Below are 15,354 nucleotides of genomic sequence, written 5' to 3'. Positions count from 1 at the left end.
CTAAGACAGCTTTGCTTCATATTTAGATCATGGATTCACAACAAAAGCCAGGAGATGAGACGAAGATTATGAGTATTGAACACTATCAGGAAACATTCATTCAGACTAATTTTGCGGACCGCATCGGCGGCGCCGGATATGGCAAGGACACTTCCATCTACAAATTCGAGAAAATCAAACGCGCCAAAGCATCGGCGAAGCAGGATTTTCCTAACATTGAATTGATCGACATGGGCGTCGGCGAGCCGGACGAAATGGCGGATGAAGGCATTGTGGCCAGACTTGCCCTTGAAGCTGCCAAAGAAGAAAACCGCGGATATTCCGACAACGGGATTCCTGAATTCAAAGCGGCGGCTGCTGTTTATCTGAAGGAAGTATTCCAGGTAGACGGCATCGACCCGGTAAATGAAATCGTACATTCCATCGGTTCGAAGCCTGCACTGGCTATGCTGCCATCGGTCTTCATTAATCCGGGTGACATCACCATCATGACCGTTCCGGGTTATCCGGTGCTGGGCACTCACACCAAATATCTGGGTGGACAAGTCTACTCCGTTGAGCTTAAGAAGGAGAACAACTTCCTGCCTGACCTGAACTCTATTCCCGAAGACGTAGCCCACAAGGCGAAGCTGCTCTACCTGAACTATCCGAACAATCCTACAGGCGCAAGCGCAACTCCTGAATTTTTCAGCGAAGTAGTAGCCTGGGCGAAGAAATATGATGTAGTCGTTATCCATGACGCTCCTTATGCAGCGCTGACGTATGATGGCGTGAAGCCGCTGAGCTTCCTGTCCGTACCTGGTGCCAAGGATGTCGGCGTGGAGCTGCACTCCCTGTCCAAGTCCTACAACATGACTGGCTGGAGAATCGGTTTCGTTGCCGGCAACCCGCTGATCGTTAAGGCGTTCAGTGATGTGAAGGACAACAATGACTCCGGTCAATTCATCGCGATTCAAAAAGCTGCCGCATACGGTCTGTCTCATCCTGAGATTACCGAAGCGATTGCCGCCAAGTACTCCCGCCGCCACAACATGCTGGTGGATGCACTGAACAGCCTGGGCTTCAAGGCAGAGAAACCGAAGGGTTCATTCTTCCTGTATGTAGCTGCTCCAAAAGGGGTTAAAGGCGGACGCCGCTTCGAATCCGGCGAGGACTTCTCACAGTTCCTGATCCGCGAGAAGCTGATCTCCACCGTGCCTTGGGATGATGCCGGCGCGTTCGTCCGTTTCTCCGTGACTTTCGTTGCCAAAGGCGAGGAAGATGAGAAGCGTGTAATTTCCGAAATTCAAAGACGCCTGAGCGACGTTGAATTCGAATTTTAAGTATGGTTGATGGGGCTGCTGCAGAGAAATCTGCGGCGGTTTTTTGTTATGGCAGCCGATCGCTCCCGAGCCTCACTATCCGCTCCGGTCTGGTCAAATGTTGTACAAACTGCAACTTTACTCAGACGAAACAGGCCCTGAAAGCGCAAATCCTGCACTCTTTACAACAATCTGCTTCAGAAAAGTAAATATTCATCCTAAATGCTGGAAAAAATACAACATTTAGCCCATTGATGCATTTGCGGAGCAAAAATCCTGTAAAATGTGCAACATTACTTGGACAGGCAGGCCGGTAACAGGGGGGGGACAGCATGCATGTGACGGTGTGAGAGTGAGGTGGCGTTAGCAGCCTCTGATATAAAGATAAGCCAGCCGGGAACTCCCGGCTGACCTAATGAACAATAGCCTAACCTTTCCGGTAGGCCTTGCTGTGAAAGGCATTAATATGACGGAACAGTGCTTCGCCGTCATCCGGTACATTTCCGCTACCATCCAGCGGCAGCAGCATCGCCTGATACGGCTCCGGCACCCAGATATACTGGTGGACGTAGGAGGTCAGGACGAATCCGTTCCGCTCCCAGAAATGAATGCGCTCCTTGTGTGTATCTGAGGTTCCGGATTCAGCTTCGATAATAATCCCTCGGATGCCGTGACCTCGGACAGCCCAGTCCCTGATCTGTCCGAGGAACCGGGTTCCCGTACCCGCCCCGCGCAGCTTCTTATCGACAGCCAAGTAATCTATGATCAGTACCTTATCTTCAGTCTTTTCCACGACCCCAGTAACGGCCATAGCGGCAACTTGCCCTTGCTGATCCAGTCCCGCATGTAGATAAGCAATTCGCCGCTCCAGCATACCGCGCAGAATCCCTTCCGGTTTGGCTCCGCTGGGAAAAGCCTCCCGGTACACCGGCTCCATCTGCGTCCAGAGCTGTTCATCCCATTTATCTACTGTAATAAACTCCAGGTCCATGATTTGTTCGCCTCCATTTTTAATCATAGCAGAGGCGGGGCGGGAACGAAAATAAGCCTTTTTATAAGCTGGATAATTTTATAAATTACGCAATGATTATTTTTTGAAGGTATGATTAAATTGAAGCAAGCGAGATCATCAAAGTTGTCTCTCAAAATGTTGATGATTCCTTATTAAGCAGATACCATAATCATTACTGTTTTTAAGAAATTACTTAAAAGAAACGCACGATAAGGAGGAAAATGAACGAAATGAAGTTCGACCCCCGAGAATTAGCGTTGTTTGCAGAGCAGGCTGTAACAAAAGCGGGTGACAGAATTTCCGAATTGCGCAGCCGGGAAAAAATTGAAGTGAATTACAAGGATTATGGTGAACTTGTGACATCCGCTGATTTGTTATCGGAAAGAATCATTCAAGAAGCCATTATGGGTAAATTTCAAGGTCATCGAATTCTTTCGGAGGAAAATGGAGTACATAACTGGGATAATTTCAAGTTTGACGGTCCGGTTTGGGTAATTGATCCCTTAGATGGAACAGTTAATTTTGCCCGCAACTTGCCGCATTACGGCGTTTCATTGGCTTTTGCCCTCGATGGTGTAGTGCTTGCAGGAGCAGTATATGCGCCGGATTTGCACTGTACTTATGTTGGGATTAAAGGGGAAGGCTCCTATTGCAATGGTGAGCGTTTACGAATTCGTACATGTACTTCGCTGCAAGATGCTGTCATAGGCACAGGTTTTCCGCATGATCCAGCAAAAGTGGAACCAGCAATCGAAAGAGTGAACCGACTCAGAAGAAGCTGTCGTGACATTAGGCGTTTTGCCGCACCGACAGTAGACATTTGTTATGTGGCGTCCGGTAAATTAGATGCGCATACGGAAAGTCTTTCACCGTGGGACGTAGCCGCCGCAGGCTTGATTGCACGGGAGGCGGGAGCATTAAGTTGCAATGTACATGTGGTGCCCGAACACATTCCTAATGAACTCTATGGTGAAGAGGCCGTATTCACGACACCCGGAATCTTTGATGATCTTTTGACATTATTGCGGAAGGAATCTGAATAAAAGGTTCATTCTCTTTTCAGCATTGTTGTATGTAAGAAAATGTTAGCTTAGAAAGACATGTTTAATGAAAAGGCCATGCTTTTCAGGATAGCTTTAGTTCCAAATATGCACTATCAGCGCAGTGCTATAGTGCACCTTGCCTGCCCCACCCCTCCCCGGGTGGTGGCAATCGGTAATGGTTTACCCCGTTTAGGTGGAAGCGGCGGAGGGGTTTTTGGAACTGTAGGAGCGTTAGCGTCCGCCTTTGTCTCCGGATTTAATCCGCTTAGCGGTTAATCAAATAAATCTGGAGACAACAGCGGCCGGAAGTCCAAAATCACCGCAGCCGCGCAATTCACCTAAACTCCCCCTCATAGAATTTTTCATTCCCATTTGACACCACCCCTTTCATCTGTCATAATTCCCTATAGTTGAATATGCGCCTTTAATTCAGTCCCGTGAGGCTGGCAAGGTAACGTGAATCGAGGTTCGCGAACATGGAAGCAGGAATCCGTATGAGTACGGAGAGCCTTTTTATGCGCGCGGACACGCCATCTTTTTGAATCTGCGGATTTCACTCCTTGCCTGTTTCGGGCAAGGAGTTTTTTGTTTATCCGGGAACTTGAACAGGCGATCAAGCAGGAGGATGGCACGATGATGGTTACTGAAAAAAATGTCATTATGGACGAAACGGCGATTCGCCGGGCACTGTCACGCATTGCACATGAGATTTTGGAGAAGAACAAGGGTATTGAGAATTGTCTGCTGGTCGGCATCCGTACAAGAGGGATTTATCTGGCCCAGCGGATTGCGGAGCGCATCAAGGAGATTGAAGGCGTGGATATACCTTACGGTGAGCTGGATATCACGCATTACCGCGATGACCGCGAAGGCGGCGGTGACAACAGGGAGTCGATGGACAAGGCTGTGGTCAACAGCAATCTGACCCTGCCCCCGGGCAGCAACGGCATCCAGGACAAGAAAGTGATTCTGTTCGACGATGTGCTGTACACCGGCAGAACCATCCGGGCGGCGATGGATGCGCTGATGGATTGCGGACGGCCGCGGATGATCCAGCTGGCGGTACTGGCTGACCGCGGACACCGGGAACTGCCCATCCGCCCCGACTATATCGGCAAGAACGTACCTACCTCCAGGCATGAGCAGATTGAAGTGTCACTGACCGAATACGACGGCAAGGACGAAGTGTACATTATTTCAAACCGGGAGGAACGATAACAATGATGACGGCAACCAAAGTGAAGGAACGCAGTCTGCTGGGGATTAAGGAGCTGGACGCTTCGGAAATCAGCCAGCTTTTGAACAGAACGGCTTACTGGGACAATCAGAGCGAGAAGCTCACGCCGGTACTGAGAGCGCATTTTGTTGCCAACATGTTTTTTGAGAATAGCACACGGACCCGCTTCTCCTTCGAAATGGCCGAGAAACGGCTGGGCGTTCAGGTCCTGAACTTCACGGCGGCAGCTTCCAGTGTAGAAAAAGGCGAGTCGATCTACGATACCGTACGCACCTTAGAATCGATGGGGATCGATGCCGGAGTTGTGCGTTTGAAGCCTGCAGGCGTGCTGCAGCAGTTGGCCGAGAAGGTAAGCATCCCGCTGATTAATGCCGGAGACGGCAACAATGAGCACCCTACACAGGCGCTGCTGGATCTGTACACGATGCGCAAGCATTTTGGAGAACTGAAGGGCCTGAAAGTGTCGATTATCGGAGATATTATGCATAGCCGGGTGGCACGCTCCAACCTGTGGGCACTGACGAAGATGGGTGCAAGCGTTCAGTTTTGCGCACCGGCGAATATGCAGGCTCCTGAGCTTGCCGCCTACGCCCCATACGTTTCAATGGAAGAAGCGCTGAAAGCGGATGTGGTTATGATGCTGAGAGTGCAGCTGGAACGGCATTCCTCCGGTATTATTTTATCGGCAGCAGAGTACCGGGAGCACTTCGGACTTACGGAAGAACGCGCTGCGAAGCTGGACAAGGGGACGATCATCATGCACCCGGCGCCGGTCAACCGCAATGTCGAGATCGATGATGCAGTGGTGGAGAGCAGCCAGTCACGGATTTTCCCGCAGATGGCGAATGGAGTCCCGGTACGGATGGCAGTGATGGAGAGAGCACTTCAATAGCAAGATTCCGCAAAAAAACCTCACATAACTTTATTAATAAATATACACAAAGATGAATTTTTATTATATAATAACTTAAGAGCTTACGGCTGCGGCCTGAGGCACAAAGGAGAATCATAACCGTGATCATTAAAAACGCCAGTGTACTGGGCCAAGAAGGCGTGCTGGAGCGTAAGCATATTGTAGTGTTGGACGGGGTAATCTCTAAGATTCTGGATGCCGCGGAAGCGGTTGAAGAAGCCGGGGAGATTATTGAAGCGGAAGGCAAGCTGCTGATTCCGGGACTGATCGATATGCATGTGCATTTACGTGAACCGGGGTTTGAGCATAAGGAAACGATTGAGACCGGCGCACGTTCGGCGGCCAAGGGCGGATTCACGACCATCGCCTGCATGCCGAATACACGCCCGGTAACAGACAGTGCAGAGATCGTTCAATTGGTAAAAGACAAGGCGCGTGAAGCCGGACTCGTGAAGGTGCTGCCTTATGCGGCCATTACGAAGAATGAGCTCGGACTTGAGCTGACTGATTTTGAGGCACTGAAAGCGGCTGGAGCGATCGGCTTCACCGACGACGGTGTAGGCGTACAGAGCGCACAAATGATGAAGGATGCCATGAAGCTGGCGGCAGGAATGGATATGCCGGTCATCGCGCACTGCGAGGACAACTCGCTGGTTGAGGGCTGCGCGGTAGCGGAAGGTACGTTTGCCGACAAGCATGGGCTTAAGGGAATTCCGAATGAGTCGGAAGCCATCCATGTAGGCCGCGACATACTGCTGTCTGAGGCTACTGGCGTTCACTACCATGTGTGCCACGTCAGCACCGAGCAATCGGTACGGCTGATCCGTCAGGCTAAGCAGATCGGCATCAAGGTGACCGCTGAGGTGTGCCCGCATCATCTGCTGCTCTCGGAGGAAGACATTCCGGGAATGGACGCGAACTGGAAAATGAACCCGCCGCTGCGCTCGCGCCGCGATGTGGAGGCCTGCATCGAAGGACTGCTGGACGGCACACTAGATATCATCGTTACCGATCACGCACCGCACAGTGCGGAAGAGAAAGCAAAAGGCATGCAGCTTGCACCGTTTGGCATTGTCGGTTTTGAGACAGCTTTCCCGCTGCTGTATACCGCTTTTGTGGCCACTGGCAAATGGGATCTGTCCCTGCTGGTCCAGCGGATGACCGCTGATCCGGCCCGGGTGTTCAGATTGAACACTGGCAGCCTTGCAGTAGGGGCGCCTGCCGATCTGACACTGATTGATTTGAATGAAGAGAAGGAAGTGGACCCGGCAACGTTTGCCAGCAAAGGGCGGAATACTCCTTTTGGCGGATGGAAGCTTAAGGGCTGGCCGGTGAAGACTTGGGTAGACGGCAGAGCCGTATGGAGTGAAGTATAACTGACGGTTATGGCAGCCAGGCTGCCGGCCGTGACATAAGCATCAGACTACAGAAACAAGAAGGAGTGGAAGGGAATGCAGGCGAGATTGCTGCTTCAGGACGGAACGCTGTTTACAGGCACCGCATTTGGCGCGGAAGGCGAAAAGACGGGCGAGGTTGTATTTAACACAGGAATTACGGGATATCAGGAGGTGCTGTCGGACCCTTCGTACTGCGGCCAGATCGTCACAATGACGTATCCGCTGATCGGAAATTACGGCATTACCCGTGATGATTTCGAATCTGTGCGCCCTTTTGTGCACGGCTTTGTGGTGCGTCGTCACGAGACTGTGCCCAGCAACTGGCGTGCTGAATACAGTGTAGACGATCTGCTGAAGGAATACGGCATTCCCGGAATCAGCGAGATTGATACCCGGATGCTGACCCGCATTATCCGCCATCACGGCACGATGAAGGCGATCCTCACCACTTCGAATAAACGTGTGGAAGAACTGATGGAAATGATGGGCGATACTACAATTGAAGAATTGCGCAATCAGGTAGCCCGTACCTCCACAACCAAGACATATAGCAGCCCGGGGAATAAGGAACGTATCGTGCTGGTAGATTACGGCGCGAAGACAGGCATTCTGCGCGAGCTGAATAGCCGCGGCTGTGATGTGGTTGTCGTGCCTCACGATGTGACTGCAGATGAGATCCGCCGCCTGAATCCGGACGGAATCCAGCTGTCGAACGGCCCTGGGGACCCTAAGGATGTGCCTTATGCGGTTAAAACCATATCCGAGCTGCTCGGCGAATATCCGATCTTCGGCATCTGTCTGGGTCATCAGCTGTTCGCGCTGGCATGCGGCGCCGATACCGAGAAGCTCAAATTCGGCCATCGCGGCGGTAACCATCCGGTCAAAGAGCTGGAGAGCGGACGCTGCTTCATCACATCGCAGAACCATGGTTACACGGTTAATGAAGAATCCGTAGTGAACACGGATCTGGAAGTAACGCATATTAACAACAATGATAAGACCGTCGAAGGACTGAAGCATACCCGTTACCCCGCTTTTTCGGTGCAATACCATCCGGAAGCGGCGCCGGGACCGCATGACAGCAGCTACTTGTTCGACCGTTTCCTGCAGATGATCGCAGACCACAAGGCGAAACTGCCGGCAGGCTCGCGCCAGGCGCAGCTTGCGGCCAATGCCAGAATCACGGCACCGAAACCTGCAGCACAGCTTGAAGCCGTGAAAGGAGCACTATAACATGCCTAAGAACGATAAACTCAAAAAAATTCTGGTTATCGGCTCCGGTCCGATTGTCATCGGCCAAGCCGCCGAGTTTGACTATGCGGGCACACAAGCCTGCCAGGCGCTCAAAGAAGAAGGCGTAGAGGTTGTGCTGATTAACAGCAACCCGGCTACGATCATGACCGATACCAATATGGCTGACAAAGTATATATTGAACCGATTACGCTCGAATTCGTGACGGCGATTATCCGCCAGGAGCGTCCGGACGGCCTGCTGCCGACACTGGGCGGACAGACCGGCCTCAACATGGCAGTGGAGCTGGCCCGTGCAGGCGTACTGAAATCCGAGAATGTGAAGCTTCTGGGTACACAGCTGGAATCCATCGAGAAAGCAGAAGACCGCGATTTGTTCCGCGAGCTGATGCGTGAGCTGGATCAGCCTGTTCCTGAGAGTGCCATCATCACAAGTGTGGAAGAAGCTATGGGCTTCGCCGCCGGCATCGGCTATCCGCTGATTGTCCGTCCGGCCTACACGCTAGGCGGAACAGGCGGCGGGATCTGCGACAATGAGGAAGAGCTGCGCGAGACCGTCAAAGCAGGTATCCGTTACAGCCCGATCGGCCAGTGTCTGGTGGAGAAGAGCATCGCCGGCATGAAGGAAGTCGAATATGAAGTGATGCGTGATAAGAACGACAACTGTATTGTAGTCTGCAACATGGAGAACTTTGATCCGGTTGGCGTACATACTGGCGACAGTATCGTAGTGGCTCCAAGCCAGACGTTGTCTGACCGTGAGTACCAGATGCTGCGCAGCGCTTCCCTGAAGATTATCCGCGCCCTGAATATCGAAGGCGGCTGTAACGTACAGTTCGCACTTGATCCGCAGAGCTATCAGTACTATGTCATTGAAGTGAATCCGCGCGTAAGCCGCTCGTCGGCGCTGGCGTCGAAGGCGACCGGGTATCCGATTGCCAAGATGGCCGCCAAAATCGCCCTCGGCTACACGCTCGATGAAATCGTCAATCCGGTTACCGGACAGACATATGCCTGCTTCGAGCCGACACTGGATTATATCGTCAGCAAAATCCCGCGCTGGCCGTTCGACAAGTTCATCTCTGCGAACCGTAAGCTCGGTACCCAGATGAAGGCAACCGGAGAAGTAATGGCCATCGGCCGTACCTTCGAAGAGTCGATTCACAAGGCGATCCGGTCGCTGGAGATCGGTGTGCACCGTTTCCGTCTGCCTGGCGCAGAGCTGCTTGAAGACAGTGTACTGCGTAATAGACTCGCCAAAGCGGATGATGAGCGCCTGTTCCTGATCGCAGAAGCGTTCCGCCGCGGCTACGGGCTGCAGGATATTCAGGATACGACGAATATTGACTGGTGGTTCCTGTCCAAGATCGAAGGCCTCGTGAACTTCGAGGACGAGATCCGCGCGGAAGAAACCTTGTCCGCAGAAATTCTCTATCAGGCTAAACGCAAGGGCTTCACCGACCGGGCGATTGCCGAGATCCGTGCCGAAGGGCGTCCGGGCGGGGCATTCACCAAGGAATCCGAAGTACGCGTGCTGCGTCTGCAGCAGGGTCTGGTTCCGGTATTCAAAATGGTCGATACCTGCGCCGCCGAATTCGAAGCTTCAACGCCATACTACTACTCGACCTATGAGACCGAGAATGAAGTGATTCATTCCGATAAACAGAAGGTTATCGTGCTCGGCTCCGGTCCAATCCGGATCGGCCAGGGTATTGAGTTCGACTACTCTACCGTGCATGCAGTATGGGCCATCCAGAAAGCCGGCTATGAAGCCGTAATTATCAATAATAATCCTGAGACGGTGTCAACGGATTTCAATACATCAGACCGCCTGTACTTTGAACCGCTGTTCTTCGAGGATGTCATGAACGTTATCGCCCAGGAGAATCCGATCGGGGTTATCGTACAGTTCGGCGGACAGACAGCAATCAATCTGGCTGCACCGCTCGCAGCAGCAGGTGTGAACATTCTGGGCACGAGCCTGGAGAGCATCGATGAAGCGGAGAACCGCAAGAAATTCGAAGCACTTCTGGCCCGTCTGGATATCGCACAGCCAAAAGGCAAGACGGTTATCAACATTGACGAAGCCGTTGAAACAGCGCAAGCGCTGGGGTATCCGGTGTTGGTTCGTCCATCATATGTCCTCGGCGGCCGTGCAATGGAGATTGTCTACAACGATACAGAGCTGCTGAGCTATATGGTTGAAGCGGTGAAGGTTAATCCGGAGCATCCGGTGCTGATCGACCGTTACATGCTGGGCAAAGAGGTTGAAGTCGACGCGATCTGCGATGGCGAGACCGTAGTGATTCCGGGAATTATGGAGCATGTAGAACGCGCAGGGGTTCACTCCGGTGACTCCATCGCCGTCTATCCGCCGCAATATCTGGATGAAGGCCTGAAGCAGAAGATCTCCGAGATCACGATTAAGATCGCTAAGGAGCTGAAGACGATCGGACTGGTTAACATCCAGTTTGTCATCTATCAGAACGAAGTGTATGTGATCGAGGTTAACCCGCGCTCCTCGCGTACGGTTCCTTTCCTGAGCAAGGTGACAGGCATTCCAATGGCTAATCTGGCAACCAAGATCATCCTCGGCGGCAAGCTGAAGGAAGACGGGTACACAGAAGGGCTGTGGCCGGAAAGTGACTACGTTTCGGTAAAAGTGCCAGTGTTCTCCTTTGCCAAGCTGCGCAGAGTAGAACCGACGCTTGGACCGGAAATGAAATCGACCGGCGAAGTTATGGGCCGCGACAAGCTGTATGCCAAAGCGCTCTACAAAGGGCTGATCGGTGCGGGAATGAAGATTCCGGCCACCGGAGCAATCATCGTTACCGTAGCAGATAAAGACAAAGCTGAAGCGGTTGAGCTGATGAAGGGCTTCCATGCCATGGGCTACAAAATCATCGCTACCGGCGGTACCGCGCTTGCGCTTGAGCAGGCCGGGCTGAACGTGATGAACGTCAACAAGCTGGATGAAGGTGAGCCGACCATTCTGGATCTGATCCGCGGCGGTCAGGCGAACTTCGTCTTCAATACACTGACCAAAGGCAAGACGCCTGAGCGTGACGGGTTCCGTATCCGCCGGGAAGCGGTTGAGAACGGCGTTGTATGTATGACTTCGCTGGATACTGTAACCGCGCTGCTGAGAATGCTGCAGACGATCAACTTCTCGTCACAGTCGATGCCTGCTTTTGTCGGACAATAATAAATAGGGTGAGGGCAGCCGCTACAGGCTGCTACAAGGACGGTTTGCGTTAGCGCAGACCGTTCACCTATGCCCGGGACCTTGAAGAGCTTATTACCACTTGATTACAGAAAGAAGGCTGGCAAATGGACGGGACCGCAGCACAGCAGCACCACGAACATGAGAACATCGGGCAAGTAGAAAAGCGTAATGAAATGGCCGGACGGCTGATGGTTGCCCTGGACTATCCGGATGCGGCACAGGCGAGGCTATTACTCGACCAGCTGGAAGGTATCCCTTGCTATATGAAGGTCGGCATGCAGCTGTTCTATGCTGCCGGGCCGGACTTCATCCGGGAGCTGAAGGAACGCGGCTATTCGGTCTTCCTGGACGTCAAAATGCATGATATCCCGAACACCGTCCGGGGCGGGGCGGAGAGCCTGACCATGCTGGGCGTTGATATGTTCAACGTGCATGCCGCCGGAGGAGCTGCCATGATGGCTGCTGCTCTGGAAGGCGCAGCGAAGGCCGTCAGCCTGCATCCGTCGCTGCATATTCCGCTCATTATCGCGGTGACCCAGCTGACCAGCACCAGCCAGGAGGTTATGAACAGCGAAATCGGCATCGCCGGAACGGTGACGGACACGGTTGTACGGTACGCCAAGCTTGCGGCGGAAGCCGGCCTGCATGGTGTGGTAGCATCGCCGCAGGAATCAGCGGTGATCGCAGCAGCCTGCGGACCGGATTTCCGCACGGTGACCCCGGGTATCCGGCCTGCCGGTGCCTCCCTTGACGATCAGTCCCGGGTTATGACACCCGGACAAGCTATACGGCAGGGCAGCCACTACCTGGTAGTGGGCCGGCCGATTACAGCGGCGGCAGATCCGCGCGCCGCAGCACTTACCATTATTGAGGAGATGAGCGAAGTATGAGCCCATTAGAGAATAAAAGTGAACAAGTTGCACGTTACCTGCTGGAGATTGGAGCGGTAGCCCTGCGCCCGCAGGAGCCGTTCACCTGGACCTCCGGCATCAAATCGCCGATCTATTGCGATAACCGTCTGACCTTGTCTTTTCCGGTTGTCCGGGGCTACATTGCTGAGGCCTTCGCAGAGCTGATCAGAGCCAGCTATCCGGACGCTGAGGTCATTGCCGGGACTGCAACCGCCGGGATTCCGCATGCGGCCTGGGTGGCCGATAAGCTCGGTCTGCCGATGGCTTATATCCGCGACAAGGCCAAAGGCCACGGCAAGCAGAACCAGATCGAAGGCCTGATCGCTCCCGGCCAGAAGGTGATCGTGATTGAGGATCTGATCTCCACTGGCGGCAGCTCGATCAAGGCCGCGCAGGCTGTGCAGGAAGCGGGCGGCGTACCGCTGGCCGTACTGGCTATCTTCAGCTATGAGCTGGACCGCGCCGTAGATGCCTTCGCCGCTGCGGAAATCCCGCTGCAGAGCCTGTCCAATTACAGCACACTCATTGATGTGGCGCTGGCTCAAGGCACGATCGCTGACTCGGATGTAGCGCTGCTGCAATCGTGGCGTAAAGACCCGGCAGCGTTCGGCGTATAAGCTGGATTGCAGATACATCAATACCTCACACTTGATTTGTTACCGGCTCATTTGAAACTTCTTATGAAACTTCTTAGTGAGCGGTGTGGACATTAATGTTGTACGTTTTACAACTTTGTCTCATGCATAGCCAGGTGTTTAGGAGGATTGTTGTATGAAATACAAGAATATTCCTGCTAAGCCGCTTGGTGAAGAGGAAATGCTGCATTTTCTACAACAATCTTCGATTTTGGCCGATAGGATGAGGAAAATGTTGTATTCTGTGCAGGATTTTGTGTAAAGCTGACGGATCCCTACAATAAAAGGCGGATGAATCGGGAAATTCATGCGACAACAGCCGCCGCCCGGAAGCAGGCCAGAAATACAGCAAGAAGCCCCGTGCCTTCACAGGTACAGCAGGGCTTCTTTTTTTGCGTTAGACAAAAGCAGTCTGTGCCAAGGTGAACAAACTGTCTTTTTAGTTTAAACGGGATGTCACTTCCGATATTCGAATAGGCTATATAATGCTAAATAAAGGCATGCTCAGCCACTTGTCCAGGCTTATGATATTTCATTAGGAGGCTATAAATATGGCTAAATCAACGATTCCTCTTCTGCTCAGGCGCGGTCTTCAGCTGGCACTCTGTGCGGCGGTACTGTTGCCTGTTATTTCGGCTGAAGCGGCGGCAGCCCCTGTCAGCTCTGCCACTTCGGCCAAACCCCTGACGGCATCCGTGGTGACGCAGCCATCGGGAGGACAGCGGGTCCTGCGGATCGGCAGTCTGTGGAGTAACAGCGATGATACCTATCTGCGCCAGAATCTGACTGACCTCTATGAGTTCACGCATCCGGACGTGAAGCTGGAGTTTGTTCCGGCGGTGGATCAGGAGCAGTTCCGCTTCACCAACACGTACATGGTGGAAGGACCGGAAGCATTGGGGCATATGCGTGACATCATGGTTGGCAGTGATCCGGTAGATGTGGTCATAGGAGACAGCAGCCTGATCAGGAGTCTGGCAGCCCAGAACATGCTTGAGCCTCTGCAGCCGCTGATTGACCGTGACGGCTATGATATCAGCAATATGGCACCAACGATGCTGAATGGTGTCCGTGAGCTCGGAAGGGGCCATCTATTTGCGCTGGCACCTACTTTCAACGCCAGTGTAGTTTTCTATAACAAAGGGATATTCGATGCTGCCGGAGTGAATTATCCAACGGACGGGATGACCTGGGATGAATTCTTCAAGCTTGCAGGTATGGTGACGAAGACCTCCAAGCAGATGGATGAGCGGATATATGGCTTCTCAAGGAGCCGTTATGTCGGCGATCCGTTCGGGGATATGCAGGCGTATCTTTCTCCTCTGCAAGCTGCTATGTACGATAACCAAGGCGGGGCAATGACAGTGAACAATGCGCTGTGGAGTAAAGGCTGGACTAACTTCAGCAATCTGATTCAGAAGAAGATTATCCCCGGCCCGGATGATATTGAAGCCGCAGCCGCAGCTGTTGCCGAACCTGCAGAGACCGGATTTAACCCGTTTCTGGGAGACTGGTTTCTGACGGGCAAAGCGGCAATGGTCATCGGGGAATATGGTTATATCAACGAGTTGGCTTCCGCGGACCGCAATGCGCTCCTGATTAAGAACATTAATTTCAGACATGTGGATTGGGGAATCGCCGCCGTACCTACGTTTGCCGAGAAGCCGGGCGTGGTCGTCGGCGCGGGACTGGATCAGATGCTGGCCATCAGCAGTACCGCGCAGAATGAATAGGATGCCTGGGAGCTGATCAAATTTGTGAACAGCAACGAAGTAGCCAGAATCAAGGCGGCCAATCCTTATCAGCTTACCTCCCGGATGGATTTCAACCGTTCACAGAAGGCTGGAGTAAGCCTTGAACCCTTTTACAATGTGAAGCCTGTGCCGGTGACGGACGCTAATGTGGAGAGTCTAGCGTACAAGATGCCTAATATTTATCAGATTAATCTGGCCGGACAAATGCTGTTCAGCGAAGTCATTCAAGGCAAACGGACGGTAGCGAATGCCCTCAAGGCCTGGGAGCAGCAGGGCAACCATATGCTTAACGCGATGCGCAAAGATCCCGCGGTCTTGTTCAATCTGGACAACGGCTGGCTGGAGCGAAGTGCGAAGGGCAAGTAGTATAGCGTCAAATTTAAACTAGTGAGAACCACTTTGGAAAATCATTTGCCAATGGTTTGTAGTGACCCCATTATGGTATATCCGATCCGGTATGCTTAAGTGCACTTTGTACAACTAAATCGTCTGATTTATAACTAAATAATCGTTTAGTTGTATTTCGTGCAATTAAACTTCGAGTTGCAGACGGTTTTCCCCGATTCGGGCAGATTTAGTTGTACAGACTACAGTTATAAGAGGCAAGCATCCCTTTTTGCTGTTTTTAATTGTACATTATACAACTATCCTCTGAATTCTTGAATGGAAAATAA

The 15,354-nt window shown here is 52.5% G+C and carries 13 protein-coding genes; 12 read left to right on the top strand and 1 reads right to left on the bottom strand.

Annotation, left to right across the window (positions count from 1 at the left end; genetic code table 11):
- Positions 1 to 68 precede the first annotated feature (68 nt).
- Positions 69 to 1,322: an LL-diaminopimelate aminotransferase gene (locus NSU01_RS26700; protein ID WP_039304354.1), complete on the top strand. Its 1,254-nt coding sequence runs from the start codon at positions 69 to 71 to the stop codon at positions 1,320 to 1,322.
- A 406-nt stretch (positions 1,323 to 1,728) separates the two neighbouring features.
- On the opposite strand, the gene NSU01_RS26695 is transcribed toward NSU01_RS26700, so the two are convergent.
- Positions 1,729 to 2,292: a GNAT family N-acetyltransferase gene (locus NSU01_RS26695; RefSeq protein WP_179093514.1), complete on the bottom strand. Its 564-nt coding sequence runs from the start codon at positions 2,290 to 2,292 to the stop codon at positions 1,729 to 1,731.
- Positions 2,293 to 2,534: 242 nt separating this feature from the next.
- Between NSU01_RS26695 and NSU01_RS26690 the strand changes: the two genes are divergently transcribed.
- The 11 genes from NSU01_RS26690 to NSU01_RS26640 all read left to right on the top strand — a co-directional run bounded on the left by NSU01_RS26690 (position 2,535) and on the right by NSU01_RS26640 (position 15,046).
- A complete protein-coding gene (locus NSU01_RS26690; protein WP_083705514.1) occupies positions 2,535 to 3,356 on the top strand; it encodes an inositol monophosphatase family protein in 822 nt (273 codons plus the stop codon).
- 636 nt (positions 3,357 to 3,992) lie between these two features.
- Positions 3,993 to 4,574 carry a bifunctional pyr operon transcriptional regulator/uracil phosphoribosyltransferase PyrR gene (gene pyrR, locus NSU01_RS26685; protein WP_039304472.1) on the top strand — a complete coding sequence of 194 codons (582 nt, stop codon included), beginning with the start codon at positions 3,993 to 3,995 and terminating at the stop codon, positions 4,572 to 4,574.
- Positions 4,575 to 4,576: 2 nt separating this feature from the next.
- Positions 4,577 to 5,485, top strand: coding sequence for an aspartate carbamoyltransferase catalytic subunit (locus NSU01_RS26680; RefSeq protein ID WP_039304360.1), 909 nt, complete (start codon positions 4,577 to 4,579; stop codon positions 5,483 to 5,485).
- 116 nt (positions 5,486 to 5,601) lie between these two features.
- The gene (locus NSU01_RS26675; protein WP_076244016.1) at positions 5,602 to 6,882 is read left to right on the top strand and encodes a dihydroorotase; all 1,281 of its coding nucleotides are present in this window, start codon (positions 5,602 to 5,604) and stop codon (positions 6,880 to 6,882) included.
- Between the two features lie 75 nt (positions 6,883 to 6,957).
- Positions 6,958 to 8,136, top strand: a complete 1,179-nt coding sequence (gene carA / locus NSU01_RS26670; RefSeq protein WP_042139367.1) for a glutamine-hydrolyzing carbamoyl-phosphate synthase small subunit — start codon at positions 6,958 to 6,960, stop codon at positions 8,134 to 8,136.
- A 1-nt stretch (position 8,137) separates the two neighbouring features.
- Entirely contained in the window at positions 8,138 to 11,359 is a 3,222-nt protein-coding gene (carB, locus tag NSU01_RS26665; RefSeq protein WP_042139366.1) for a carbamoyl-phosphate synthase large subunit, read from the top strand.
- Positions 11,360 to 11,553: 194 nt separating this feature from the next.
- The gene (gene pyrF / locus NSU01_RS26660) at positions 11,554 to 12,270 is read left to right on the top strand and encodes an orotidine-5'-phosphate decarboxylase (RefSeq protein WP_042141534.1); all 717 of its coding nucleotides are present in this window, start codon (positions 11,554 to 11,556) and stop codon (positions 12,268 to 12,270) included.
- A complete protein-coding gene (pyrE, locus tag NSU01_RS26655) occupies positions 12,267 to 12,908 on the top strand; it encodes an orotate phosphoribosyltransferase (RefSeq protein WP_076244013.1) in 642 nt (213 codons plus the stop codon). Before pyrF ends, pyrE begins: the two co-directional genes overlap by 4 nt.
- Before the next feature lie 154 nt (positions 12,909 to 13,062).
- Positions 13,063 to 13,188, top strand: a complete 126-nt coding sequence (locus tag NSU01_RS26650) for a hypothetical protein (protein WP_256703856.1) — start codon at positions 13,063 to 13,065, stop codon at positions 13,186 to 13,188.
- A gap of 289 nt (positions 13,189 to 13,477) precedes the next feature.
- A complete protein-coding gene (locus NSU01_RS26645; RefSeq protein ID WP_076244011.1) occupies positions 13,478 to 14,659 on the top strand; it encodes an extracellular solute-binding protein in 1,182 nt (393 codons plus the stop codon).
- 24 nt (positions 14,660 to 14,683) lie between these two features.
- Positions 14,684 to 15,046 (top strand): hypothetical protein, encoded by a 363-nt coding sequence (locus tag NSU01_RS26640; RefSeq protein WP_076244008.1) that lies wholly within the window; start codon positions 14,684 to 14,686, stop codon positions 15,044 to 15,046.
- Positions 15,047 to 15,354 lie beyond the last annotated feature (308 nt).

This window comes from Paenibacillus sp. FSL H8-0259 (assembly GCF_037963255.1).
GTDB classification, from domain to species: Bacteria; Bacillota; Bacilli; order Paenibacillales; family Paenibacillaceae; genus Paenibacillus_AQ; species Paenibacillus_AQ phytohabitans.
The sequence above is the reverse complement of the archived record's forward strand: the minus strand, read 5'-3'. Positions and strand labels throughout refer to the sequence as shown.

Coding starts and splice junctions, on each gene's coding strand:
- NSU01_RS26650 (WP_256703856.1), top strand. CDS start 13,063: ATGAAATACAAGAATATTCCTGCTAAGCCGCTTGGTGAAGAGGAAATG.
- pyrF (WP_042141534.1), top strand. CDS start 11,554: ATGGCCGGACGGCTGATGGTTGCCCTGGACTATCCGGATGCGGCACAG.
- NSU01_RS26695 (WP_179093514.1), bottom strand. CDS start 2,292: ATGGACCTGGAGTTTATTACAGTAGATAAATGGGATGAACAGCTCTGG.
- NSU01_RS26700 (WP_039304354.1), top strand. CDS start 69: ATGAGTATTGAACACTATCAGGAAACATTCATTCAGACTAATTTTGCG.
- carB (WP_042139366.1), top strand. CDS start 8,138: ATGCCTAAGAACGATAAACTCAAAAAAATTCTGGTTATCGGCTCCGGT.
- pyrE (WP_076244013.1), top strand. CDS start 12,267: ATGAGCCCATTAGAGAATAAAAGTGAACAAGTTGCACGTTACCTGCTG.
- carA (WP_042139367.1), top strand. CDS start 6,958: ATGCAGGCGAGATTGCTGCTTCAGGACGGAACGCTGTTTACAGGCACC.
- NSU01_RS26690 (WP_083705514.1), top strand. CDS start 2,535: ATGAACGAAATGAAGTTCGACCCCCGAGAATTAGCGTTGTTTGCAGAG.
- pyrR (WP_039304472.1), top strand. CDS start 3,993: ATGGTTACTGAAAAAAATGTCATTATGGACGAAACGGCGATTCGCCGG.
- NSU01_RS26680 (WP_039304360.1), top strand. CDS start 4,577: ATGATGACGGCAACCAAAGTGAAGGAACGCAGTCTGCTGGGGATTAAG.
- NSU01_RS26645 (WP_076244011.1), top strand. CDS start 13,478: ATGGCTAAATCAACGATTCCTCTTCTGCTCAGGCGCGGTCTTCAGCTG.